26 protein-coding genes are annotated in these 23,755 nt (G+C 67.0%); 18 read left to right on the forward strand and 8 right to left on the reverse strand.

What is annotated here, in order from left to right; translation table 11 throughout:
• Window positions 1–71: 71 nt before the first annotated feature.
• A complete protein-coding gene (gene ygfZ, locus WS66_RS19955) occupies window positions 72–1,106 on the reverse strand; it encodes a CAF17-like 4Fe-4S cluster assembly/insertion protein YgfZ (RefSeq protein ID WP_059604202.1) in 1,035 nt (344 codons plus the stop codon).
• A 77-nt stretch (window positions 1,107–1,183) separates the two neighbouring features.
• On the opposite strand from ygfZ, the gene mltG reads away from it, so the two are divergent.
• The 9 genes from mltG to WS66_RS20000 all read left to right on the forward strand — a co-directional run bounded on the left by mltG (window position 1,184) and on the right by WS66_RS20000 (window position 9,789).
• Window positions 1,184–2,203: an endolytic transglycosylase MltG gene (mltG, locus tag WS66_RS19960; RefSeq protein ID WP_059604205.1), complete on the forward strand. Its 1,020-nt coding sequence runs from the start codon at window positions 1,184–1,186 to the stop codon at window positions 2,201–2,203.
• Window positions 2,203–2,823: a dTMP kinase gene (gene tmk / locus WS66_RS19965; RefSeq protein ID WP_059604208.1), complete on the forward strand. Its 621-nt coding sequence runs from the start codon at window positions 2,203–2,205 to the stop codon at window positions 2,821–2,823. The genes mltG and tmk overlap by 1 nt, the downstream gene beginning before the upstream one ends.
• Before the next feature lie 18 nt (window positions 2,824–2,841).
• Window positions 2,842–3,870 carry a DNA polymerase III subunit delta' gene (locus WS66_RS19970; RefSeq protein ID WP_059604211.1) on the forward strand — a complete coding sequence of 343 codons (1,029 nt, stop codon included), beginning with the start codon at window positions 2,842–2,844 and terminating at the stop codon, window positions 3,868–3,870.
• 79 nt (window positions 3,871–3,949) lie between these two features.
• Window positions 3,950–4,729 (forward strand): TatD family hydrolase, encoded by a 780-nt coding sequence (locus WS66_RS19975; RefSeq protein WP_059538079.1) that lies wholly within the window; start codon window positions 3,950–3,952, stop codon window positions 4,727–4,729.
• Between the two features lie 43 nt (window positions 4,730–4,772).
• A complete protein-coding gene (locus tag WS66_RS19980) occupies window positions 4,773–5,483 on the forward strand; it encodes an ankyrin repeat domain-containing protein (RefSeq protein ID WP_059604214.1) in 711 nt (236 codons plus the stop codon).
• 118 nt (window positions 5,484–5,601) lie between these two features.
• Window positions 5,602–5,958, forward strand: a complete 357-nt coding sequence (locus WS66_RS19985) for a Rap1a/Tai family immunity protein (RefSeq protein WP_059449926.1) — start codon at window positions 5,602–5,604, stop codon at window positions 5,956–5,958.
• A 97-nt stretch (window positions 5,959–6,055) separates the two neighbouring features.
• Window positions 6,056–7,228, forward strand: a complete 1,173-nt coding sequence (locus tag WS66_RS19990) for a mechanosensitive ion channel family protein (RefSeq protein ID WP_059604216.1) — start codon at window positions 6,056–6,058, stop codon at window positions 7,226–7,228.
• A 33-nt stretch (window positions 7,229–7,261) separates the two neighbouring features.
• Window positions 7,262–8,437: an AAA family ATPase gene (locus WS66_RS19995; protein ID WP_059604218.1), complete on the forward strand. Its 1,176-nt coding sequence runs from the start codon at window positions 7,262–7,264 to the stop codon at window positions 8,435–8,437.
• A 287-nt stretch (window positions 8,438–8,724) separates the two neighbouring features.
• Window positions 8,725–9,789 carry a glycosyltransferase family 4 protein gene (locus WS66_RS20000; RefSeq protein ID WP_059604220.1) on the forward strand — a complete coding sequence of 355 codons (1,065 nt, stop codon included), beginning with the start codon at window positions 8,725–8,727 and terminating at the stop codon, window positions 9,787–9,789.
• 99 nt (window positions 9,790–9,888) lie between these two features.
• Here WS66_RS20000 and WS66_RS20005 read toward each other — a convergent pair whose 3' ends face one another.
• The 3 genes from WS66_RS20005 to WS66_RS20015 form a co-directional block, all read right to left on the reverse strand.
• Window positions 9,889–10,476, reverse strand: a complete 588-nt coding sequence (locus tag WS66_RS20005; protein WP_059604224.1) for a BPSL1445 family SYLF domain-containing lipoprotein — start codon at window positions 10,474–10,476, stop codon at window positions 9,889–9,891.
• A 219-nt stretch (window positions 10,477–10,695) separates the two neighbouring features.
• Window positions 10,696–11,157: a hypothetical protein gene (locus tag WS66_RS20010; RefSeq protein ID WP_059604227.1), complete on the reverse strand. Its 462-nt coding sequence runs from the start codon at window positions 11,155–11,157 to the stop codon at window positions 10,696–10,698.
• Window positions 11,158–11,476: 319 nt separating this feature from the next.
• On the reverse strand, window positions 11,477–11,767 hold the full coding sequence (locus WS66_RS20015) for a PsiF family protein (RefSeq protein WP_044843641.1): 291 nt from the start codon (window positions 11,765–11,767) through the stop codon (window positions 11,477–11,479).
• A gap of 272 nt (window positions 11,768–12,039) precedes the next feature.
• Between WS66_RS20015 and WS66_RS20020 the strand changes: the two genes are divergently transcribed.
• Window positions 12,040–13,062: an asparaginase gene (locus WS66_RS20020; protein ID WP_059604230.1), complete on the forward strand. Its 1,023-nt coding sequence runs from the start codon at window positions 12,040–12,042 to the stop codon at window positions 13,060–13,062.
• Window positions 13,063–13,145: 83 nt separating this feature from the next.
• On the opposite strand, the gene lysM is transcribed toward WS66_RS20020, so the two are convergent.
• From lysM to gcl, 4 genes are all read right to left on the reverse strand, one after another.
• A complete protein-coding gene (gene lysM / locus WS66_RS20025; RefSeq protein ID WP_021162125.1) occupies window positions 13,146–13,616 on the reverse strand; it encodes a peptidoglycan-binding protein LysM in 471 nt (156 codons plus the stop codon).
• Between the two features lie 456 nt (window positions 13,617–14,072).
• Complete coding sequence (locus tag WS66_RS20030) at window positions 14,073–14,966, reverse strand: 2-hydroxy-3-oxopropionate reductase (RefSeq protein ID WP_059604233.1); 894 nt, start codon at window positions 14,964–14,966, stop codon at window positions 14,073–14,075.
• Window positions 14,967–15,018: 52 nt separating this feature from the next.
• Window positions 15,019–15,828 carry a hydroxypyruvate isomerase gene (gene hyi, locus WS66_RS20035; RefSeq protein WP_059604237.1) on the reverse strand — a complete coding sequence of 270 codons (810 nt, stop codon included), beginning with the start codon at window positions 15,826–15,828 and terminating at the stop codon, window positions 15,019–15,021.
• 44 nt (window positions 15,829–15,872) lie between these two features.
• Window positions 15,873–17,648 (reverse strand): glyoxylate carboligase, encoded by a 1,776-nt coding sequence (gene gcl, locus WS66_RS20040; protein WP_059604240.1) that lies wholly within the window; start codon window positions 17,646–17,648, stop codon window positions 15,873–15,875.
• A 172-nt stretch (window positions 17,649–17,820) separates the two neighbouring features.
• Here gcl and WS66_RS20045 point away from each other — a divergent pair, with 172 nt between their 5' ends.
• From WS66_RS20045 to WS66_RS20080, 8 genes are all read left to right on the forward strand, one after another.
• Window positions 17,821–18,732: a LysR family transcriptional regulator gene (locus WS66_RS20045; RefSeq protein WP_059604243.1), complete on the forward strand. Its 912-nt coding sequence runs from the start codon at window positions 17,821–17,823 to the stop codon at window positions 18,730–18,732.
• Between the two features lie 162 nt (window positions 18,733–18,894).
• Window positions 18,895–19,542: an RNA polymerase sigma factor gene (locus tag WS66_RS20050; protein WP_059604245.1), complete on the forward strand. Its 648-nt coding sequence runs from the start codon at window positions 18,895–18,897 to the stop codon at window positions 19,540–19,542.
• Window positions 19,532–20,431: an anti-sigma factor family protein gene (locus WS66_RS20055; RefSeq protein ID WP_059604248.1), complete on the forward strand. Its 900-nt coding sequence runs from the start codon at window positions 19,532–19,534 to the stop codon at window positions 20,429–20,431. The genes WS66_RS20050 and WS66_RS20055 overlap by 11 nt, the downstream gene beginning before the upstream one ends.
• 242 nt (window positions 20,432–20,673) lie before the next feature.
• Window positions 20,674–21,048: a 30S ribosomal protein S6 gene (gene rpsF / locus WS66_RS20060; RefSeq protein WP_006755436.1), complete on the forward strand. Its 375-nt coding sequence runs from the start codon at window positions 20,674–20,676 to the stop codon at window positions 21,046–21,048.
• 40 nt (window positions 21,049–21,088) lie between these two features.
• Window positions 21,089–21,388, forward strand: coding sequence for a primosomal replication protein N (gene priB, locus WS66_RS20065; RefSeq protein WP_006486250.1), 300 nt, complete (start codon window positions 21,089–21,091; stop codon window positions 21,386–21,388).
• A gap of 4 nt (window positions 21,389–21,392) precedes the next feature.
• Window positions 21,393–21,668, forward strand: coding sequence for a 30S ribosomal protein S18 (gene rpsR, locus WS66_RS20070; protein ID WP_004193360.1), 276 nt, complete (start codon window positions 21,393–21,395; stop codon window positions 21,666–21,668).
• A 27-nt stretch (window positions 21,669–21,695) separates the two neighbouring features.
• On the forward strand, window positions 21,696–22,148 hold the full coding sequence (gene rplI / locus WS66_RS20075) for a 50S ribosomal protein L9 (RefSeq protein WP_059604251.1): 453 nt from the start codon (window positions 21,696–21,698) through the stop codon (window positions 22,146–22,148).
• A 135-nt stretch (window positions 22,149–22,283) separates the two neighbouring features.
• The gene (locus WS66_RS20080; protein WP_006486249.1) at window positions 22,284–23,666 is read left to right on the forward strand and encodes a replicative DNA helicase; all 1,383 of its coding nucleotides are present in this window, start codon (window positions 22,284–22,286) and stop codon (window positions 23,664–23,666) included.
• The last annotated feature ends 89 nt before the right edge of the window (window positions 23,667–23,755 follow it).

Consider the following 23,755-nt stretch of genomic DNA (forward strand, 5'->3'; position numbering starts at 1 on the left):
GAATCTCTCGCAGGAAACTTCGGGCGCCGGCCGCGATCTGCGAGCCGGCGTGCGAACGGGTTGTCAGTGCGTCACGCTTCCGTCGGCCACGCGTACGGCAGCGCGTCGAACGCGAGCGCCGGGCCGTCGGCCGAACCAAGGTGCACCGTGCCGTTGTCTAGCGCGGCCAGCTTGATCTCGACGAGCGCGTCGACGCCGCCCGCGGGCGCGGCCGCCGCGTTGACGATCATCCCGCACGGCTGGCCCGGGTCGTCGCTGTGGAACAGCTCGACGCCGGCATGCACGGTGTCGGTCTCGCCGGCGACGTGCGCGAGCGCGGTACGGCGCTTGATCGTGCCGCGGTACTGGCTGCGCGCGACGATTTCCTGGCCCGGGTAGCACCCCTTGCGGAAGTTAACGGCGCCGATCACGTCGAAGTTGACCATCTGCGGCACGAACTGTTCGACGGCCGGCTGCGTAACGCGCGGCTCGCCCGCGCGCACGTCGAGCCAGTCCCAGACGGCCGGCGACACGACCGGCAGCGTGCCGGCGAGCGCGGTGAGACGCGCGTCGACTTCCGCGCGGGGCCCGATCCACAGGTAGCGCTTGCGGCCGGCCGCGTCCGGCACGCGGATCAGCGCCCCGGCCGGGCCGTCGACCTTCACGTGCACGCCGTCGGGCAGCGCGTCGAAGATGCCCGACAGCACGTCGCGCACGTCGCCCGCGAAGCCGACGACCGCGAGCGCGTCGCTCGCGTCCGTCAGTTTCGCCTTTGCACGCAGCACGAACATCGACAGCCGTTTCTGCACGGCGGCCTGAACGTCCTTCGAGACAAGCAGGCGCACGCCGTGACCGGCGCGCCACGCGAGGAACGACGCGAGCAGGCGGCCCTTCGGCGAGCAATAGCCGGACAGGCGCGCGCTCGCGGCATCGAGATGCTCGATGTCGTTGGTGAGCTGGCTGTGCAGGAACGTCGCGGCGTCGTCGCCGGCCACGTCGATCACGCCGAACTGCGCAAGCGGCATGCAGGCGCCCGGCGCGTCGAAATCGGCGGCTGACGGGCGGGGGAAAACGGGGAGCGAGACGGATGCGGGCTGTGCAGCCGGTGAAGCGAACGGTGTGCTCATGGAATGAGGGAACAGTCAACCCTGACTTTGACGAAGGCGAGCAAGTATTATATGGGTCTTACCTGAGTCTCGTTTCCATGTCCCTACTGAAGAAATGCGCCGCGACTGTCGTGGCGCTGGCCGTCGTTGTGGCCGCTGCCGGCGCGGGCGGCGGATATTACTGGGCGACCCGGCCGCTGCTGCTGGGTGCTGCGTCGCTCGACGTCACGATCAAGCCGGGCAGCAGCGTCAAGAGCGTCGCGCTGCAGCTCAGGCGCGGCGGCGTGCCGGTCGAGCCGCTCGGCTTCGTCGCGATGACGCGCCTGCTCGGGCTGTCGAGCCGGCTCAAGTCCGGCAACTACGAATTCAAGACCGGCATCACGGCGTACGACGTGCTGCAGAAGATCGCGCGGGGCGACGTGAACGAGTACGTCGCGACGGTGATCGAAGGCTGGACCTTCAAGCGGATGCGCGCGGAACTCGACGGCAATCCCGATCTCGCGCACGCGACGGCCGGCATGAGCGACGCGGAACTGCTGCGCGCGATCGGTGCGTCGGACAACGCGATTCAGCGCGGCAGCGGCGAGGGGCTGTTCTTCCCGGACACCTACCTGTTCGACAAGGGCACGAGCGATCTGAACATCTACCGGCGTGCGTACCATCTGATGCAGACGCGTCTCGACGAAGCGTGGGCCGCGCGCGTACCGGGACTGCCGTACAAGACGCCTTACGAAGCGCTGACGATCGCGTCGATCGTCGAAAAGGAAACGGGCCACGCGGCCGATCGCGCGTTCGTCGCCGCCGTGTTCGCGAACCGGCTGCGGATCGGGATGCCGCTGCAGACCGATCCGTCGGTGATCTACGGCCTGGGAGACGCGTACGACGGCCGCCTGCGCAAGCGCGACCTGCAGGCCGACACTCCCTACAATACCTACACGCGCCGCGGGCTGCCCCCGACGCCGATCGCCCTGCCGGGCGTCGCCGCACTGCAGGCGGCGATCAATCCGGCCCAGACGAGCGCGCTCTATTTCGTCGCGAAGGGCGACGGCACGAGCGTGTTCTCGGACACGCTCGGCGACCACAACAAGGCCGTGGACAAGTACATACGAGGTCAATAATGGCGAGCGGTAAATTCATCACGTTCGAAGGCATCGACGGGGCGGGGAAGACCACCCACCTGCAATGGTTCTGTGAACGCCTCCAGGCCAGGCTGGCCGCGAGCGGCCGGCAGGTCGTCGTCACCCGCGAGCCGGGTGGCACGCAGCTCGGCGAGAAGCTGCGCGAGATCCTGCTGAACCAGCCGATGGATCTCGAGACCGAAGCGCTGCTGATGTTCGCCGCGCGCCGCGAGCACCTCGCGCTCGTGATCGAGCCTGCGCTCGCGCGCGGCGACTGGGTCGTGTCGGATCGCTTCACCGATGCCACGTTCGCGTACCAGGGCGGCGGCCGCGGGCTGCCGCGCGACAAGCTCGAGACGCTCGAGCGCTGGGTGCAGGGCGGCTTCCAGCCCGACCTGACGGTGCTGTTCGACGTCGCGCCGCAGGTGGCGAGCGAGCGCCGCGGCGCCGCGCGCATGCCCGACAAGTTCGAAAGCGAGTCGGACGCATTCTTCTCGCGCACTCGCGCCGAATACCTGCGGCGCGCGGAAGAGGCGCCGCACCGCTTCGCGATCGTCGACGCGACGCAGACGATTCCCGACATCCGCCAGCAGCTCGAACGCGTGCTCGCCGCGCTGTAACACGAAGGAACGCACTACATGATCTATCCGTGGCAGACCGACGACTGGAACCGCCTGCAGCAACTGCGTGCGCAGTGGCCGCATGCGCTGCTGCTGCACGGCCAGGCCGGGATCGGCAAGCTGCAGTTCGCGCAGCATCTCGCGCAGGGCTTTCTGTGCGAGGCGCCACAGCCGAACGGCGAGCCTTGCGGCACCTGTGCGGCCTGCACGTGGTTCGTGCAGGGCAACCATCCGGACTACCGGATCGTGCTGCCCGAGGCGCTCGCGGGCGAGGCGCCGGGCGCCACCGACGACGCCAAGTCGGCCGACGCGGACGAGGGCGGCAAGAAGACGCGCGCGCCGAGCAAGGAAATCAAGATCGAGCAGGTGCGTGCGTTGCTCGACTTCTGCGGGGTCGGTTCGCACCGCGGCGGCGCGCGCGTCGTCGTGCTGTACCCGGCCGAGGCGCTGAACGTCGCCGCGTCGAACGCGCTGCTGAAGACGCTCGAGGAGCCGCCGTCCGGCGTCGTGTTCCTGCTGGTGTCGGCCCGCATCGACCGGCTGCTGCCGACCATCATCAGCCGCTGCCGGCAGTGGCCGATGACCGTGCCGGCGCCCGACGCGGCCACGGCATGGCTCGCGGCGCAGGGTATCGACGATGCGCGCGCGCTGCTCGCCGAAGCCGGCGGCGCGCCGCTCGCCGCGCTGGCGCTCGCGAGCGACGAGAACCGCCCGCTGCGCGATTTCACGCTCGGCCAGCTCGCGGCCGGCGCCGCGTGCGATCCGTTCGCGTGCGGCGAGACGCTGCAGAAGCTGCCGGTGCCGCTGGTGCTCGGCTGGCTGCAGCGCTGGCTGTACGATCTGCTCGCGCAGCGGATGGCGGGCGCGCCGCGCTACTTCCCGATGCAGGCGGCCGCGCTCGCGCGGTGCGCGGAGGCGGTCGACGCGAATGCGTTCGCGCGCTTCATGAAGGCCGTGACGCGCCAGCGGACGGTCGAGAACCATCCGCTCAATGCCCGGCTCGTATTCGAGGAACTGTTTCTCGGTTATCGGGAAATGTTCGCGTGATCGAGTATTGTTTCCTTCGGGCGAGGAAACGATTGCCGGCGAGTGCATGAGCGCCCGCCAACCGTATTCAGGAACCACGATGTTCGTCGATTCTCACTGCCACATCAATTTCAAGGGTCTCGCCGACCGCCTGCCTGCCGTGCTGGAGAACATGCGCGAGCACGACGTCACGCACGCACTGTGCGTGTCGGTCGACTTCGAGACACTGCCCGACGTGCTCGCGATCGCGCAGGCGCACGACAACGTGTACGCGTCGGTCGGCGTGCACCCGGATCACGAGGACGCACGGGAGCCGACGCTCGCGGAACTGATCGAGCTGGCCGCGCATCCGAAGGTCGTCGCGATTGGCGAGACGGGCCTCGATTACTATCGCCTCGAAGGCCGCTCGATCGCCGACATGGAGTGGCAGCGCGAACGCTTTCGCACGCACATCCGCGCGGCGACCGCGACGATGAAGCCGCTGATCATCCATACGCGCTCGTCGTCGGAAGACACGCTGCGAATCATGGCCGAGGAGCGCGCGGACGTGCCGGGCGGCGTGATGCACTGCTTCACCGAGCCGTGGCCCGTTGCCGAGCAGGCGCTCGCGCAGAACTTCCATATCTCGCTGTCGGGGATCGTCACGTTCAAGAACGCGACCGACGTGCAGGACGTCGCGCGGCGCGTGCCGCTCGACCGGCTGCTGATCGAAACCGACTCGCCCTACCTCGCGCCGGTGCCATATCGCGGCAAGCCGAATGAACCTGCGTACGTCAGCCATGTCGGACGCTTTATCGCATCCGAGCGCGGGATCGCCGTCGAGGCGCTCGCCGATGCGACGACACAGAACTTTTTCCGGCTGTTCAAGATCGCCCGCTAACGGCGCGCGGCCAGCCGACAACCCAGGGAAGGAGCCCACAACAATGACGAAGCCGACCACATACCTGCCCAAGCGCGCACTCATCGCCGCCGCGCTCGTCGCGAGCGGCCTCTTTGCCGCCGCCGGCGCGCATGCCGAGTCGCTCGACGCGATCGTCAAGGCGGTCAAGTTCGACGATATCGCCGACATCGGCAAGCAGCTCAAGAGCGGCAAGCTCGATCCGAACACGCTCGCGCCGAACGGCGACCCGATCCTCGTGATCGCCGCGCGCGAGAAGTCCGACAAGGTTGCCGCCGCGATCGCCACGACGCCGAACGTCGACCTCGAGAAGGAAGACAAGGCCGGCGAGAACGCGCTGATGCTCGCGTCGCTGAACGGCGACGTCGGGCTCGTCAAGCTGCTGATCGACAAGGGCGCGGAAGTCAGCAAGAAGGGCTGGGCGCCGCTGCACTACGCGGCGACCAACGGCCAGGACGAGGTCGTCAAGATCCTGCTCGACCACGACGCGTATATCGACACCGCATCGCCGAACGGCACGACGCCGCTGATGATGGCCGCGCGCGGCAACCACGCGACGACCGTCAACCTGCTGCTCGACCAGGGTGCCGATCCGCAGGTGAAGAACCAGCTCGGTATCACCGCGCTCGAGTTCGCGAAGCACTACAAGGCACCGGACGCAATCGACATCCTGAGCAAGCGGACGGTGCGCGTCGGTGCGTCGGCGCCGGCAGATGCCCAAAAGAGTGCAAAATGACGGTTTCGGCGCGGTGGCGCAGCGCCCGGCCGTCCGGAACGCGGCCGGCCGCGGCGTCCGGCTGCCGCGCCGGTCAGCGCAGCAAGCGGCCCGGGGCCGCATTGACATAAGGAACACCATGTTGCGGGCTATGTTTTGTGCCGCGGCGTTCGCCGTGCCGTTGTCGGCGGCGGCTTTCACGGGCGCGGATCTCGACCGGCTGTGCGCGAAGACGGACGTCAAGTCGCGGGCGTCGTGCGCCGCCTACATCGAAGGCGCCGCCGATGGCGTCTACAACACGATCGACGCGATCGGCGGTACCACGGGGCCGCGCGTCGGGCAGTATTTCTGCCTGCCGCCCGACATCCGGGCGCAGCAGATGACCGACGCGGTGCGCAAGTACATCGCGGAGAACCCGAGGCTGGCCGACTACAACGCGAGCACCGCGGTGTCGCTCGGTCTCGGCAAGGCGTTCCCCTGCAGGGGCGGCAGCTGATCTGACGCCGGGGCCGGGCGCGCGCGTTGCCCGGACGTCGCCGACGCATCCAGGGCGAGGCCGCCGCGCCTCATAACCGAAGCATTCCCGGGCGCCGATGATTTCAATCGAGGAATTGCAGCGCATCGCCGATGCGCCGTTGCATGCGTGGCTCGGCACGCTGGGCGTGTCGGTCATCGTCGTGCTCGTCGTCGTGATCGTGCACCGTGTCGGCGCACGCATCGTCAAGCGCATCGCGCAGCCGTATCCGTTGATGAGCGTGATCCTGCGTTACATCGACAAACCTTCGCTCGTCACGCTCGCGCTGCTCGCGCTCGAGTTCCTGTGGATCCAGGCCGACGAGGGCATGTCGTTCGTGGGCGGGATGCGCACCGCGGCCGCGGTCGGCTCCATCGTGTCGCTGACCTGGCTGCTGGTGCGGCTCGTGGCCGGCGTCGGCGACGCGATCATCCAGGCCCATCCGATGGATGCGGCCGACAATCTCCACGCACGGCGCGTCCACACGCAGGCCAAGGTGCTCGTGCGGACCGTCATGGTGCTGATCGTGATCATCGGCACCGGCGCCGCGCTGATGACGTTCCCGAACGTGCGCCAGGTCGGCGCGAGCCTGCTGGCGTCGGCCGGCGTCGCGGGGCTGGTTGCCGGCATCGCCGCGCGGCCGGTGCTCGGCAACCTGATCGCCGGGCTGCAGATCGCGCTCACCCAGCCGATCCGGCTCGACGACGTCGTCGTGATCCAGGGCGAGTGGGGCCGCATCGAGGAAATCACCGGCTCGTTCGTGTCGGTGCGGCTGTGGGATCAGCGCCGGCTCGTCGTTCCGCTGCAATGGATCATCGAAAACCCGTTCACGAACTGGACGCGCAGCAGCTCGGAGATCATCGGCACGGTGTACCTGTCGGTCGACTATCGCACGCCACTCGCGCCGCTGCGCGAGGAACTCGCGCGGCTCGTCCATGCGGCGCCCGAGTGGGACGGCCGCGTGCAGGTGCTGCAGGTGACCGACGCGACCGAACGCACGATGCAGTTGCGCGCGCTCGTCAGCGCGGCCGACTCGTCGGCGTGCTGGGATCTGCGCTGCCGCGTGCGCGAGGGCTTGATCGCCTACCTGCAGGCGCGTTTTCCGCAATGTCTGCCGCGCAGCCGGATGGAACTGTATCCGCACGATTCGGCGCTGGACGAGCCGAGCCCCGAACGGCCGCATGCGCGGCCGCCCGCCGCCAGCACGGCAGCCAACACCGCGGCCGATCCGAAGGCCACCGAAGGCCGCTGAACGCGTGCCGGTATCCGCCGCCATTTTCTTTCCATGACCGCGCTGAACACGCTCGCCATCGCCAACTACCGCTCGCTGCGCGAGCTGATCGTGCCGCTCGCGGCGCTCACCGTCGTCACGGGGCCGAACGGCAGCGGCAAGTCGAGCGTTTACCGCGCGCTGCGGCTGCTCGCCGATACGGCGCAGGGGCGCGTGATTCCGTCGCTCGCGCGCGAAGGCGGGCTGCCCTCGACGCTGTGGGCCGGCCCCGAGCGCTTTTCGCGCGCGATGCTGAGCGGCGAGACGCCGGTGACCGGTACGGTGCGCAATGGACCGGTGAGCCTCAAGCTCGGTTTCGCGAGCGACGATTTCGGTTATGCGATCGATCTCGGCCTGCCGGTCCCGAGCCGTTCGCAGTTCGCGCTCGATCCCGTCGTGAAGCGAGAATGCATCTGGGGTGGCGCGCTGTTGCGCCCGTCGACGCTGCTGGTCGACCGGCAGGGCGCGCAGATTCGCGCGCGCACCGGGTCGGGCGACTGGCACACGGTGCCGCAGCCGGTCGCGAGCTTCGACAGCATGATGACCGAGTTCGCCGATCCGGTCGGCGCGCCAGAGATGATCGCGGTGCGCGAGCGGATCCGATCGTGGCGCTTCTACGACCATTTCCGCACCGATGCGCAGGCGCCGGCCCGGCAGTCGCACATCGGCACCCACACGCCGGTGCTCGCGGACGACGGCGCCGACCTGGCCGCCGCGCTGCAGACGATTCGCGAAATCGGAGATGCCGCCGCGCTCGACGCGGCGATCGATGACGCGTTCCCCGGCGCATCGATCGACATCGACAATCCGGGCGGCCGCGGCCGCTTCGACGTACTGATGCGCCAGCCGGGGCTGCTGCGGCCGTTGTCGGCCGCCGAGCTGTCGGACGGCACGCTGCGCTATCTGCTGCTCGCGGCCGCGTTGCTGACGCCGCGGCCGCCCGCGCTGATGGTGCTGAACGAGCCGGAAACGAGCCTGCATCCCGATCTGCTGCCGGCGCTCGGCCGCCTGATCGCACAGGCCGCGCAGCGTTCGCAGGTGCTGGTCGTGTCGCACGCGGCGCGGCTCATCGCGACGCTCGAACGCGAGGCCGGCTGCGAGTCGCTGGTGCTCGACAAGCAGCTCGGCGCGACCGTGCTCGTCGACGCGGATACGCGCGACCTGCCGCCGTGGAAGTGGCCGTTGCGCTGACGGGCGGGGCGGTGCGCGCGTGGCTCGTCAGCGGCGGGCCGTCGGTCGCTCGCCCTCGGATGCCCGTCGCGCCGGTCCGGCCGCCTCGAAGCTGGTAAGGGCGGCCCGCGGGCGAATGTATCCTGTCTGTAACAACGCCCATAAAATGAAAGTCCGGTGCTTCCGGGCATCGGGATCGCGAATAATAATGAGATATTTGGCCGGCGCGATGCCGGCCGCATGCCGCACGGAGCGCGGCGTGCACCAGCCCCCGTGGCGGCTGACCGAGGACACAGGAGACGTGGACCATGAGAATTGCCCAGATCGCCCCGCTGACCGAATCCGTGCCGCCGAAGCTATACGGCGGCACGGAGCGCGTCGTGTCCTACATCACCGAGGCGCTCGTCGACCTCGGCCATGACGTGACGCTGTTCGCCAGCGGCGATTCGACGACCCGGGCCAGGCTCGAACCGGTGTGGCCACGCGCGTTGCGGCTCGACTCGTCGATCCGCGATCGCGTCGCCCCGCACATGCTGCTGATGGAGACGGTCGCGCGCCGCGCGAAGGATTTCGACGTGCTCCATTTTCACATGGACTACTACTCGTTTTCGGTTTTCAACCGGCAGGACACGCCGTACGTGACGACGCTGCACGGCCGGCTGGATCTGCCCGAGCAGCAACCGGTGTTCGACACGTTCAACACCGCGCCGGTGATCTCGATCTCGAATTCGCAGCGCCAGCCGCTGCCGCAGGCGAAATGGCTGACGACCGTGTACCACGGCCTGCCCGACGCACTGTACCTGCCGCAGCCGGTCGAGCCGCGCTATCTCGCGTTCCTCGGCCGCATCTCGCCGGAGAAGCGGGTCGACACGGCGATCCGCATCGCACGCCAGTGCGGGCTGCCGATCCGGATCGCGGCGAAGATCGACGCGGCGGACCAGGAATACTTCGAACGCGAGATCAAGCCGCTGTTCGCCCTCCCGCACGTCGAATACATCGGCGAGATCGCCGACCACCAGAAGGCCGAATTCCTGTCGGGCGCGCATGCGCTGCTGTTTCCGATCGATTGGCCGGAACCGTTCGGGCTGGTGATGATCGAGGCGATGTCGTGCGGCACGCCGGTGATCGCGTTCAATCGCGGCGCGGTGCCGGAGGTGCTGGACGAGGGTGTGTCGGGCTTCATCGTCGAGGACGAGATCAGCGCGGTGGCCGCCGTGAACCGGCTGCACCTGCTGCCGCGCGCACGCGTGCGGCAGCGCTTCGAGGAGCGCTTCACGGCGCGGCGGATGGCGCAGCAATACGTCGACGTGTACCAGTCGCTGATTCGCGCGCAGAAGCGTTCGCGCTTCAAGGTGATCGATTCGACGACCTGACGCGCCATGCGCGCGGATAAAAAAACGGCGATGCCCGCAAGGACATCGCCGTTTGCACGTTGCCCGCGCGCGGTGCGCACGGGCGAGGACGCCTCGGCGTCAGATCTTCAGCTTCGTGACCTTCGTGCCGTTGATCGACACGTCGCCCATCAGGCCGGCATTGGTCAGCACGACGACCTGGACCGGCGCGGTGGCCGTGGTCGTGTCGACCGCGCCGTTCGCGCCCATCTTCACGAGCGCGACCGATGCACCGGCGCCGGCTGCCCAGCCGTCCGAGCCGCGGAATTCGTTGAGCGCTTCCTGCGTCATGAACAGGAACACAATCGCCTTCGACTGCGCGCCGGCCTGCAGGCCGACCGACAGCGACGACGTGTTGTAGTACCCGACCGTGCTGCCACCGACGCGCAGTGCGCCGTTGCCCGACTGGCCGCCGACGATGAAGCCTGCCTGGATCACGTCCGGGAACACGAGCACGCCGCGCGACTTCGCGACGAGTTCGCGCGAACCCTTGACCGTGGAATACATGCGCGACAGCGTTGCGTCGACGCTCGAATCGATCGCCTGACGCTTCGACGCGTTGGTCGCGGCATTGTCGGGCTTGTCGGGGGTGGTGGTGCAACCGGTGAGCGCAAGGCTACCGACGACAAGCGCAGCGGCGGCTTTCAGCACAAGATTCCGTTTTTGCATCGTTCTTCTCCATCGGATGACGTTCGGAGTGAGTCTCGCTCAAGGAGCGGATCACGTCGGCAGTTATATCACAGCGGATTACAATCCCTTTTCGTTCGTGCGTGAAAAAGCGTCAAATCGTTTTGGGGTGTCGCGGCGCGCCAACGGACGGTCCGGCGCGCGTACGGCCATACGTCGCGCGGCCGGCAGGAAAGGGGAAAGGGAAGCGGTTGCTGCGCGTCAGTGCGGCGTGACGGGCGGTGCCGGCGGGGCGGGCGGTTTGATCGGCGGGCGGCGCAGCGCGCGGCGGATCAGCGCGATCACAACCCCGCACGCGAACAGGAACGCGGCCGGCACGACCCAATAGCCGACGAATGCATGCCACAGATAACCGGCGAGCGTATTGCGGCGCACCACGTATTCGTCCCGGGCTGCCTGCTGACGTGCCGCGTTGGCGGCCAGCACGTCGGCCGGGCAGCCGGCGGCGCGCGCCGCGTCAGGATCGCCGTAGCACTTCGCGGCGGCGCCTGCCGCCTGCTGCGCATCGGTGAGCTGCCAGGTGGTCAGCGCGAGCTGCAGGTCAGCCTTGTTGTATGCCATTTCCTCGCGGATCTCGCGCACGGCGACGATCGCGACGGGCACGGCCCAGAACACGATCACGATCAGCCAGCGGCGGAACCAGCGGTGTTGTCTCCATGCCATCCATGCCTCCGTTTGACGCGGTGTGCGCGTCCGTCTCGAGGGCGGCCCGATGGCGCTTCTTGTACTTGGATGGGCCGCGTTGCAGCCATCATAGAAGAAATCGCGGCGAATTGCCGCACCATGTGGCGGCATTCGTACGGCGCGCGGAGGGAAGCGGGGTGGGAGGGTGGTGGAGCATGTCGCAACGGCGACGATGCCGTTGGCCGGACAGCGCGGTGACGCATCCGGCGTCGTCGCGCGCGTCGATGCGCGTGCAACGAAAACAAAAATGCCGCGCCCGCCGAAGCGGTGCGCGGCATTCGCGCGGGAGCGCCGGAACTCAGGCGGCCGGCTGGCTGCTCAGGCAACTCTTCATGAACGCCTTACGGTCGTCGCCCTTCTTGTCGGCGGCCTGGGTGTTGCAGGCCTTCATCTTTTCCTGCTGCGACATCTTCTTCGCGGGCTTGGCCGACAGGCAGTCCTTCATGAACGCCTTGCGTTCGTCGCCCGTCTTGCCGGCGGCCTGGGTGTTACAGGCCTTCATCTTGTCCTGCTGGCTGTTCGCCGCGAAAGCGGGGGAAGCCAGCATGCCGCCGAGAAGGACTGCGGCTACGAGCGATTGGATTTTCATTTCGACACTCCCATGGGGTGAATTGCGTTTTATATCGACGCCGTCACGAAGCCCGGCGCAACGGGAACAGGGTCACATCGCGCCGCGCGCTCCGATTATGGCAAATCAATGTGAAAACACCAAAACGGCATACCTATAACGCGGCGGGCAACGCGGCCGTTGACGGCGCGCGCATGCCGGCGATCGGGACAAACCATGATGCGACGCGTTCGGCTCCGGGCGCGCGCACGTGACCTACCGGATGCCGGCCGCGAGCGATTACAATCGCGGCCATGAATATTCCGAACACCGCAACTCCTTCGTCCGTGCCGGCGCTGCCGCGCATCGCAGTACTCGCCACCGGTGGCACGATCGCCGGCGCCGCGCCGGACGCCGCCAGCACGGCCGGCTATCAGGCCGGCGCGCTCGGCGTCAATTTCCTGCTCGACGCGGTGCCGGCGCTCGGGTCGGTCGCGCGCATCGATGCCGAGCAGGTCGCCAGCATCGACAGCAAGGATCTCGCGCTGCCGCTCTGGAATACGCTCGCCGCGCGCATCGACGCGCTGATGGCCGATCCGGCGATCGACGGCATCGTGATCACCCACGGTACCGACACGCTCGAGGAAACCGCGTACGCGCTGCATCTGGTCGTGACCGGCGACAAGCCGGTCGTGCTGACGGCCGCGATGCGGCCGGCCACCGCGCTGTCGTCCGACGGGCCGCTGAACCTGCTGAACGCGGTGACGGTCGCCGCTCACCCGGCCGCGCGCGGGCAGGGCGTGCTCGTTGCGTTCAACAACCGGATCCACGGCGCGCGCGACGTCGTGAAGACGAGCACGTACGCGGTCGACGCATTCCAGTCGCCGGAACTGGGCGCGCTCGGCTGGGTGCAGGACGGCCGCGTCGAATTCGCGCGCCGCGTGACGCGCTCGCGCGATGCGCACCTGGCGATTGCTGCCACGTGGCCGCCGGTCGAAGTCGTCGCGAGCTATGCGGGCGTGACGCGCACGGCCGTCGACGCGCTCGTGGCGGCCGGCGTGCGCGGCCTCGTCGTGGCGGGCACCGGCAACGGGTCGATCCACGCGACGCTGCAGGCGGCGCTCGCCGATGCGGTGAAAGCGGGTGTCGCCGTGGTGCGTGCGTCGCGCGTCGGCTCGGGGCACGTGATGCGCAACGGCGCCGCGAACGACGACGTGCTTGGTTTCGTGAGCGCCGGGTCGCTGAGCCCGTTCAAGGCACGCGTGCTGCTGATGCTTGCGCTCGCGAACGGCATGCACGGACGCGACGCCCTGCAACGCGCATTCGACACGCTGTAACCGCTGTCCGCCGATCGGGCGGCGCGCATGAAGAAAAGGCAGGCCATCGGCCTGCCTTTTTTGCGTCAGTACTGCGCGAATGCTCAGGACTGCGGCGGAATCACGAGCTTCTGACCCGGATAGATGCGGTCCGGGCTCGACAGCATCGGCTTGTTCGCCTCGAAGATCGCCGGGTACTTGTTCGCGTCGCCGTACACTTCCTTGGCGATCGCCGACAGCGTGTCGCCCGGCTTCACATCGTGGTACTGAACTTCCGGATCGTCCGGCTGCAGATCGTCGTCGTTGACGCCCGCGACGCCTTGCACGTTGCCGGCCGCGACCTTGACCTTCGCCTTCGTGTCGAGGTCGGCGACGCTGCCCGACAGCGTGACGGTGCGCGATGCGCCGTCGAACGCCACGGTCAGGTTCGACGTGTCGAGACCTTGCGTGTTGATGTAGTTCTTGATCGCATCGGCCGCGGTCTGGTTCGCGGCATTCGGATCTTCCGCTGCTTGCGCATCGGCGTGACCCAGCAGTTTTTCACCCGCCTCTTTGATAAACGAAAGAAGACCCATCGTTGCACTCCCTAGGTGGTTGAAAAGAAAACGCGCCGTGAAGTGGCGAAAAAAACACCGCGCTGGGCGCGATCACGGGCGTGAGCGCAAGCGCGGCGGATTTCTCGAAAGGCGTGGCGAAAGTGTAGGCGTTCATCGCGACGATTGCATGAAAAATCGCACGCCCGAACGTAAAGAAATGTAATACGCGAAATCCGACAGGCGGACACCCGACGACGACGTCTGACCGACCAAGGCTTCCCCGGCGTCGCCGGGTGCCGCTGCGGACCCCACCACGCCGCTCTCAGCCCAGAGCGGCGTTTTTCGCCCCGCCGCGCACGCATTTCAGCAATACGCGGCGGGGCGCCCCATCGTGATGCACGCGCAGGCATGCATCGATGCGACCGGCCGTGGCCGGGTCGCGTGTGTGCGTCGCGCGTTCGCCGTTGCAGCGAAACGCGCGTCGTTGCGTCGGCGTTACGCGGCCGGCGTCTGGCCGATCTCGAAGTTCGACATGATCTCGAGCGCACGCACGAGTGCCGAGTGATCCCACGCCTTGCCGCCATGCGATGCACACACGCTGAACAGCTGCTGCGCGCTCGCCGTGTGCGGCAGTGCGAGGCCGAGCTTGCGTGCACCGTCGAGCGCGAGGTTCAGGTCCTTCTGATGCAGCTCGATGCGGAAGCCCGGATCGAACGTGCGCTTCGTCATGCGCGCGCCGTGCACTTCGAGGATGCGCGACGCGGCGAAGCCGCCCATCAGCGCCTGGCGCACGCGCTCGGGATCGGCGCCCGAGCGTGCGGCAAACAGCAGCGCTTCGCCGACCGCTTCGATGTTCAGCGCGACGATGATCTGGTTTGCCACCTTGCAGGTCTGGCCCGCGCCGTTGTCGCCGACGAGCGTGATGTTCTTGCCCATCTTCTCGAACAGCGGCTTCGCGCGCTCGAAGGCCTTCTCCGGGCCGCCGACCATGATCGTCAGCGTCGCTTCGCGGGCGCCGACTTCGCCGCCGGACACCGGCGCGTCGAGGTAGTCGCAGCCGAGCGCGTTGACCTGTTTCGCGAATTCCTGCGTATCGAGCGGCGAGATCGAGCTCATGTCGATCACGAGCTTGCCGGCCGAGAGGCCCTTCGCGACGCCGTCGTCGGCGAACAGCACGTTACGCACGTCGGGCGTGTCCGGCACCATCGAGATGATGACGTCGGCGTTCTGCGCGACTTCGGTCGAGTTTGCGACGACCTTCGCGCTGGCGCGCAGGTCGTCGGGAACCGGGAACGCACCGTTCACGACGAGCTGATGATCGCCCTTGAGCAGGTTGCGCGCCATGTGCGCGCCCATGATGCCGAGGCCGATGAAACCGATGGTTGCCATGTGAAAGTCTCCTATAGGGGCGTATGTGGGAATGCCGCTGGAAGGGCGGGCCTCAGGCTGCGCGACGCGCCGAGCCCGATGCGCAGCCGGCGACGCTTTGCAGCCAGCCGAGGCCTTCCGTCGTGGTGGTGCGGGGCTTGTATTCGCAGCCGACGTAGCCGGCGTAGCCGAGCCGGTCAAGCAGCGCGAACAGGAACGCGTAATTGATCTCGCCCGTACCCGGCTCGTTGCGGCCCGGGTTGTCCGCGAGCTGGACGTGGCCGATCGATGCGAGGTTGCGTTCGATCGTCGCGGCCAGTTCGCCTTCCATGCGTTGCATGTGATAGATGTCGTACTGCAGGAACAGGTTGTCCGAGCCGACCGCGCGGATCACGTCGAGCCCTTCGGACGAGCGGTTCAGCGCGAAGCCCGGGATATCGAAGCTGTTGCACGGCTCGACGAGCAGGCGGATGCCTTCGCGCTTGAGCGCGTCGGCGGCGAAGCGCAGGTTGTCGACGATCGTGACGAACGTCTTGTCGCGCGCCGTGCTCGCCGACGGGATGCCGACGAGGCAGTTCAGCTGCGGCACCTTCAGCGCCTTCGCGTACTCGATGGCACGTCCGACCCCTTCCTGGAACTCGCCGACGCGATCGGGCAGGCACGCGATGCCGCGCTCGCCCTGATCCCAGTTGCCCGCGGGCAGGTTGTGCAGCACGAGGCGCAGGCGATGCGTCTCGAGCCGCTCGGCGAGTTCCTCTTTCGCGTACGGATACGGGAACAGGAACTCGACGGCGTCGAAGCCTGCGTCGGCGGCCGCCTTGAAGCGGTCGAGGAACGGCACTTCGTTGAACAGCATGGTCAGGTTTGCAGCAAACTTCGGCATGAGCTAAGCCTCTTCGGTCGGTCAGTCAAAAAATGTCGTGCGGGTCAGTCGAGCATCGAGATCGCGGTCGGCGCGTGTTCGGCCTTCTCGGCAAGTTCCTCGAACTCGTTGATCGCGTCGATTTCGGTGCCCATCGAGATGTTCGTCACGCGCTCGAGGATCACTTCGACGACGACCGGCACGCTGAATTCTTCCGCGAGCGTTTGCGCCTGACGCAGCGCCGGCTCGATCTCTTCCGGCTTGAACACGCGCAGCGCCTTGCAGCCGAGGCCTTCCGCGACCGCCACGTGGTCGACGCCGTAGCCGTTCAGCTCCGGTGCGTTGACGTTGTCGAACGCGAGCTGCACGCAGTAGTCCATGTCGAACGCACGCTGCGCCTGGCGGATCAGGCCGAGGTACGAGTTGTTCACGACGACGTGCACGTACGGCAGCTTGAATTGCGCGCCGGCGGCCAGTTCCTCGATCATGAACTGGAAGTCGTAGTCGCCGGACAGTGCGACGATCGGACGGCGCGGGTCGGCCGCACGCACGCCGAGCGCGGCGGGGATCGTCCAGCCGAGCGGGCCGGCCTGGCCGCAGTTGATCCAGTTGCGCGCCTTGAACACATGCAGGAACTGCGCGGCGGCGATCTGCGACAGGCCGATCGTGCTGACGTAGCACGTGTCGCGGCCGAACACCTTGTTCATCTCTTCGTACACGCGTTGCGGCTTGACCGGCACGTTGTCGAAGTGGGTCTTGCGCTGCAGCGTGCGCTTGCGTTCCTGGCACTCGGACACCCATGCGCTGCGATCCTTCAGCTTGCCGGCGGCCTTCCATTCCTGCGCGACGGCGACGAACAGTTCCAGCGCGGCCTTCGCGTCCGACACGATGCCGAGATCCGGGCCGAACACGCGGCCGATCTGGGTCGGCTCGATGTCGACGTGCACGAACTTGCGGCCCTTCGTATAGACCTCGACGCTGCCCGTGTGGCGGTTCGCCCAGCGGTTGCCGATGCCGAGCACGAAGTCGGACGCGAGCATCGTCGCGTTGCCGTAGCGGTGCGACGTCTGCAGGCCGACCATGCCGGCCATCAGCGGGTGGTCGTCGGCAATCGCGCCCCACGACATCAGCGTCGGGATCACGGGCACGCCGATCGTTTCGGCGAACTGGACGAGCAGGTCTTCGGCCGCCGCGTTGAGCACGCCGCCGCCCGACACGATCAGCGGCTTGTCCGCGTCGTTGAGCATCGCGAGCGCCTTCTCGATCTGCGTGCGGGTTGCCGCGGGCTTGTAGACCGGCAGCGGTTCATACGTGTCGATGTCGAATTCGATCTCGGCGAGCTGCACGTCGATCGGCAGATCGACCAGCACCGGGCCCGGGCGGCCCGAGCGCATCAGATGGAACGCCTGCTGGAACACGCGCGGCACCAGCGCCGGCTCGCGCACCGTGACGGCCCACTTGGTGACGGGCTTCGCGATCGACTCGATGTCGACGGCCTGGAAGTCTTCCTTGTACAGGCGCGCACGCGGTGCCTGGCCCGTGATCGCGAGGATCGGAATCGAGTCGGCCGACGCGGAGTACAGGCCGGTGATCATGTCGGTGCCGGCGGGGCCCGACGTGCCGATGCACACGCCGATGTTGCCCGGCGCGGCGCGCGTGAAGCCTTCGGCCATGTGCGACGCACCTTCGACGTGGCGGGCCAGCACATGGCTGATGCCGCCCGACTTGCGCATCGCGGAATAGAACGGGTTGATTGCTGCGCCCGGCACGCCGAACGCGGTCTGGATGCCTTCCTTTTCGAGCACGAGTACGGCTGCGTCGACGGCTCTCATCTTGGCCATGAATGTCTCCTTGAATGTGCGGATCTTGCGAATCGGTCTGTTGGGAACACTTTAGGGATGCAAGAAAGGTTTGATAAGATCAGCCGAAGTCGTTTATTTCGAAACTAAAAGTATGGAATGACGGCCGGACGGGGTTTCCCCGCCGGTGTCGGCGCCGGGATGGAGACGGGAGATGGATCGTTTCAAGCAGATCGAGACGTTCGTGCGAGTCGCGGACGCGGGCAGCCTCGCGGCGGCCGCGCTCGAGGAGGGCGTGTCGCCGGTGGTGCTGGGGCGGCGCATCGACGCGCTGGAGAAGCGCCTCGGCGTGAAGCTGATGTACCGCTCGACGCGGCGGCTGGTGGTCAGCGAGGAGGGCGCCGCGTTCCTCGAGCGTTGCCGCGGGCTGTTGTCCGAATGGGACCAGGCCGAGAACGAACTGGCCGCCGGCCGCCGCGCGGTCAGCGGGCACCTGATCGTGTCCGCGCCAGCCGCGTTCGGCCGCAAGCACGTGGCGCCGCACGCGCCCGGTTTCCTCGCCGACAAGCCGGAAATGCAGCTGTCGTTCAACTTGACCGATCGTGTCGTCGATCTCGTGCGCGAAGGCTACGACCTGTCGATCCGGATCGGTGGCTCGGTCGACCCGAACTTCGTCGCGGTAAAGCTCGCGTCGAACCGGCGCGTCGTGTGCGGCACGCCTGACTATTTCCGCCGCCACGGCCGGCCGAAGTCGCTCGACGACCTGCTCAGGCACAACTGTCTCGCGTTCAACCTGCAGGGGGGGCAGAACCGCGGCTGGTATTTCCAGCGCCACGGCAAGATCGTGACGATGCGGGTGGCCGGCAATCTCGACTGCAACGACGGCGAGCTGCTGCATCGCTGGGTAGCGGAAAGCCTCGGGCTCGGCTGGCGCTCGACCTGGGAAATCGCCGCACAGCTCGAGACGGGCGAACTCGAGACGGTGCTCGACGAATATGCGCTGCCCGACTACGACATCCTCGCGGTCTATCCGCAGCAGCGCTACGTGCCCGCGCGCGTGCGCTACTTCATCGACTACCTGCGCGAAGCGTATGCGCGCCCCGGCTACTGGAGCAGCACGCCGTAACGGGCGCGGCAGGTTCCGGCATTTTTTTGCGCATCATCGGCTTCATGCGGGAATAAACTCGACGCAGCGGCGGTAAGGTCATCGAGTGCGCACGCTGCCGGTCTGTCCGGGCACCGGGCGCGGAACGGGCGCGGCTTCCGCCGCCGGGACCAGGGAGGCCATGTGGGGCAAGCCGGACAGGCGGTCGACGAACGGACGGAGGACGACGCGGTCGCGCGTGGCGAGCGGTTTCGCGCGCTCGTGTTGCCGCACCTCGACGCTGCGTACAACCTCGCGCGCTGGCTGAGCGGCAATGCGGGCGACGCGGACGACGTCGTCCAGGACGCGTGCATGCGCGCGCTGCGCTTCGTCGACTCGTGCCGTGGCGACAACGCGCGACCTTGGCTGCTGACGATCGTGCGCCACACCTGGTACACCGAGTGGCGCCGCCGCACCCACGCGCACGAGGTTGCATTGCCCGACACGCTCGACGACACGGAAGTGCCCGACGACTGGCAGCCGGCGACCGAGGATCCGCTCGCGCAGTTGCTGCGCGGCGAAAACGTGCGGCTGGTGAACGCGGCGCTCGCGAAGCTGCCGCCCGAATATCGCGAGGTGCTGGTATTGCGCGAGATGGAGGATTTGAGTTACCGCGAGATCGCGGCGATCGCCGACGTGCCCGTCGGCACCGTGATGTCGCGGCTTGCACGCGGCCGGCGCAGGCTCGTCGCGCTGCTGGGCGACGCGGCGGCGCCGGCGTCGACGTCCAAACCCGCGCCGGGACGTGCGTCGGCAAGCGGAACCGCATCGGAGGCGATCGATGGACTGTAACGAAGCGCGAGCGTTGCTGGACGCGGACGTCGACCGCGAGCTGTCGGCGCCCGATGCATTGCGCATCCAGCGGCATGTCGAAGGGTGCGACGCGTGCCGCCGCGAACGCGAACGAATCGTCGCGCTGGGGCGGATCGTGCGGCAGGCCGACTATCATCGCGCGCCGGACGCGCTGCGGGCGAGCATCCTCGCGGGGCTACCGGCGGCGGGCGGCGCGGGGGCGCGCAGGCAAGCCCGCGCGGAATCGGAGCCTGACGCAGCGGCGCGGCCGCGACCTCGACCGAACGGTCGCCGCTGGTTCTCGTGGCCGACCGGGCGCGGCGAGCCGGCTCGCCCGGTGCCTGCCGGGCCGGGGCCGCGTGTCCCGGCGCTGCCCGGGCTTGGGTGGGGCGTGGCGCTGGTGATCGCGCTGGCCGCGGCCGCCGGAATGGTGGTGTCCGCGCGCCACGCCGAAACCGGCCAGACGGTCGACGAACTGGTCGCGAGCCACGTGCGAGCCGGCCTGTCGGCGCGCGACATCGACGTGATCTCGACCGACCGGCATACGGTCAAGCCGTGGTTCAACGGCCGACTCGACTTTGCGCCGCCGGTCGAGGACCTGTCGGCGAGCGGTTTCCCGCTGGCCGGCGGCCGGCTCGACTACGTCGGGCGGCGCCGCGTCGCAGTGCTCGTCTACCGGTACCGGCAGCACGTGATCGACGTGTACGTGTGGCCGGTCGGCGTTGGGCGGCAGGGTGCGCCGTACGCGACCGTGTCGCAGGGTTACGCGCTCGACCGCTGGGATGCGGCCGGGATGACGTGGTGGGCCGTGACGGACGCCGAGCCGTCGGCGCTGGCCGAGTTCAGGACGGCGCTCGACGCGCGGCTGGGCGGGGCGCGCAGCGAGTGACGGCAGGTCGCGCCACCGGCCCGTCTTCCTGCGCGCGACGCTCCGTCCCCGATTCCTGAGCTGGCGCACCGACAGCCTTTTGAATTGTCGGCACCGTTCAAGTCTTTGAAAACATGGCCGAATCCGGTCGGAAATCATCGATCGGTGTTGCATGCTCCCTGTATCCGGGTTAGAATCTTCGGCTTCTCACTTGCCACACCGGTTCAGACGCCCGGGTGGCTTCAATCCACAAGGAGTGTGTAATGCGTCATTACGAAATCGTATTCATCGTGCACCCCGATCAGAGCGAGCAAGTGCCCGCGATGATCGAGCGTTACAAGACCACGATCACGACGCACGGCGGCCAAATCCACCGTGTCGAAGACTGGGGCCGTCGCCAGCTGGCCTACATGATCGAGAAACTCGCGAAGGCTCACTACGTCTGCATGAACATCGAGTGCGACCAGACGACGCTCGACGAACTCGAACACGCGTTCAAGTTCAACGACGCCGTGCTGCGTCACCTCATCGTCAAGATGAAGAAGGCCGAGACCGGCCCGTCGCCGATGATGAAGGAAGTTCAGCGCGAAGAAGCCAAGAAGGCGGCTGCAGCTCAGCCGACCGAAGCGCAGGCTTAAGTTCGTCACTCATTAAGCCATCAAGGAGCGCGCCACTCACGTGAACAGGTTGCAATTGACGGCGAGCGTCGTCGAACGCGCACCGGTGCGATATACGCCGGCAGGTGTTCCGATCGCAAGCGCCACGTTGCATCACCGCACGGAAGTCGTTGAAGCAGGCATTCCCCGTCAGGTCGAAATGACGATCGAGGCGGTGGCGGCCGGTGAGGCGAGCGGCAAGCTGGAAAGCCGTGAAATGGGCGTCGAGACGCTGTTCACGGGCTTCCTGGCAAAGAAAAGCCGCAACGCGAGAACCTTGGTGTTTCACATCACTGCATTGCAGGACATAGGAAAGGACTGAAATCATGGCCCGCCCGACTGGTAAGAAATTCGACAAGCGTCGTCAGCAACAAAACCCGCTCTTCAAGCGCAAGAAGTTCTGCCGTTTCACGGCTGCCGGCGTCGAGCAGATCGACTACAAGGACACGGAAACGCTGAAGGACTTCATCGGCGAAAACGGCAAGATCACGCCGGCTCGTCTGACGGGTACGAAGGCGCACTATCAGCGTCAGCTGGACACGGCAATCAAGCGTGCGCGTTTCCTCGCGCTGCTGCCGTACACCGATCAGCACAAGGCGTAATCAGGCGACGCAATAAGGAGAATTCGAATGCAAATCATTCTGTTGGAAAAAGTCGCCAATCTGGGCAACCTCGGCGATATCGTCAAGGTCAAGGACGGTTACGCTCGCAACTTCCTGATCCCGAACCGCAAGGCTCGCCGTGCAACGAAGGAAGCGATCGCCGAATTCGAAGTTCGCCGCGCTGAACTCGAAAAGATCGCCGCTGAAAAGCTGGCGGCATCGCAGGCAGTCGGCGAGAAGCTGAACGGCCAGTCGTTCGAAATCACGCAGAAGTCGGGCGTTGACGGCCGTCTGTTCGGCTCGGTCACGAACGGCGACGTCGCGGAACTGCTGAAGAAGGCAGGTTTCGAAGTCGAGAAGCTGCAAGTTCGCATGCCGGAAGGCCCGCTGAAGATGATCGGCGAGCACGTCGTTCAGATCGCGCTGCACACGGACGTCATCGTCGACGTCACGATCAACGTGATCGGCGACCACGCGTAAGCGTACGCAGGCTTTCCGGGCGGCTTCCGTCGACCGGACAAGGGCAGGCGCCCGGGCAACCGGGGCCTGCCTTTTTTATTGTCCGATCGCCGGAGCGGTAGCGCTGCCGCGATCAATTCGCGATAATCCCAACCCATGAACGCGCCGCAAGATCCTCAAATCGAATCGCTGAAAGTCCCGCCACATTCGGTCGAAGCCGAGCAGTCGGTGCTCGGCGGCCTGTTGCTCGACAACGCGGCATGGGACCGGATTGCCGACTTCCTGTCGCAGGGCGACTTTTATCGCTACGACCATCGGATCATCTACGAGCACATCGGCCGGCTGATCGCGTCGACGCGCCCGGCCGACGTCGTGACCGTGTACGAAGCGCTGACCACGTCCGGCAAGGCCGACGACGTCGGCGGCCTCGCCTACCTGAACGCACTCGCGCAGAATACGCCGAGCGCCGCGAACATCCGCCGCTACGCGGAAATCGTGCGTGACCGCGCGGTGCTGCGCCGGCTCGTGTCGGTCGCCGACGAAATCTCGGCCGACGCGTTCAATCCGCAGGGCAAGGAAGTTCGCCAGCTGCTCGACGAGGCCGAGTCGAAGGTGTTCTCGATCGCCGAAGAAGGCGCGCGCGGCAACCAGGGCTTCCTCGAGATCGGTCCGCTGCTCACGCAGGTCGTCGAGCGCATCGACACGCTGTATCACACCGCGAACCCGAGCGACGTCACGGGCACGCCGACGGGCTTCGTCGACCTCGACCGGATGACGTCCGGGATGCATGGCGGCGAACTGATCATCGTCGCGGGTCGGCCGTCGATGGGTAAGACCGCATTTTCGATGAACATCGGCGAATACGTCGCGGTCGAGTACGGGCTGCCGGTGGCGGTGTTTTCGATGGAAATGCCGGGCACCCAGCTCGTGATGCGTATGCTCGGCTCGATCGGCCGCCTCGACCAGCATCGGATGCGTACCGGCCGGCTGACGGACGAGGACTGGCCGAAGCTGACGCACGCGGTGCAGAAGATGAGCGAGGCGCAGCTCTTCATCGACGAGACAGGCGGCCTGAACCCGATGGAATTGCGCTCGCGCGCGCGGCGTCTGGCCCGCCAGTGCGGCAAGCTCGGCCTGATCATCGTCGACTACCTGCAGCTGATGTCGGGCTCGTCGCAGGGCGAGAACCGCGCGACCGAAATCTCGGAAATCTCGCGATCGCTGAAGAGTCTGGCCAAGGAACTGGACGTGCCGGTGATCGCGCTGTCGCAGCTGAACCGCGGGCTGGAGCAGCGTCCGAACAAGCGTCCGGTGATGTCCGATTTGCGTGAATCGGGCGCAATCGAACAAGACGCGGACGTGATCCTGTTCATCTATCGTGACGAGGTCTACAACCCGGACAGCCCGGACAAGGGCACGGCCGAAATCATCATCGGCAAGCAGCGTAACGGTCCGATCGGGCCCGTTCGGCTCACGTTCCTGGGTCAATACACGAAGTTCGACAACTTTGCGGGAGCGCAGACCTTCTACGGCGAGTAACACTTCTTCGCCAGATGTAAACCGTTATTTCACCAAGCGTTGTATCCAATCCCGGTGCGCGCAGATGCGCGCGTCGCGTCGCAACCGAA

Origin of the sequence: Burkholderia sp. LA-2-3-30-S1-D2 (genome assembly GCF_001523915.2) — a bacterium.
Lineage (GTDB): Bacteria > Pseudomonadota > Gammaproteobacteria > Burkholderiales > Burkholderiaceae > Burkholderia > Burkholderia diffusa.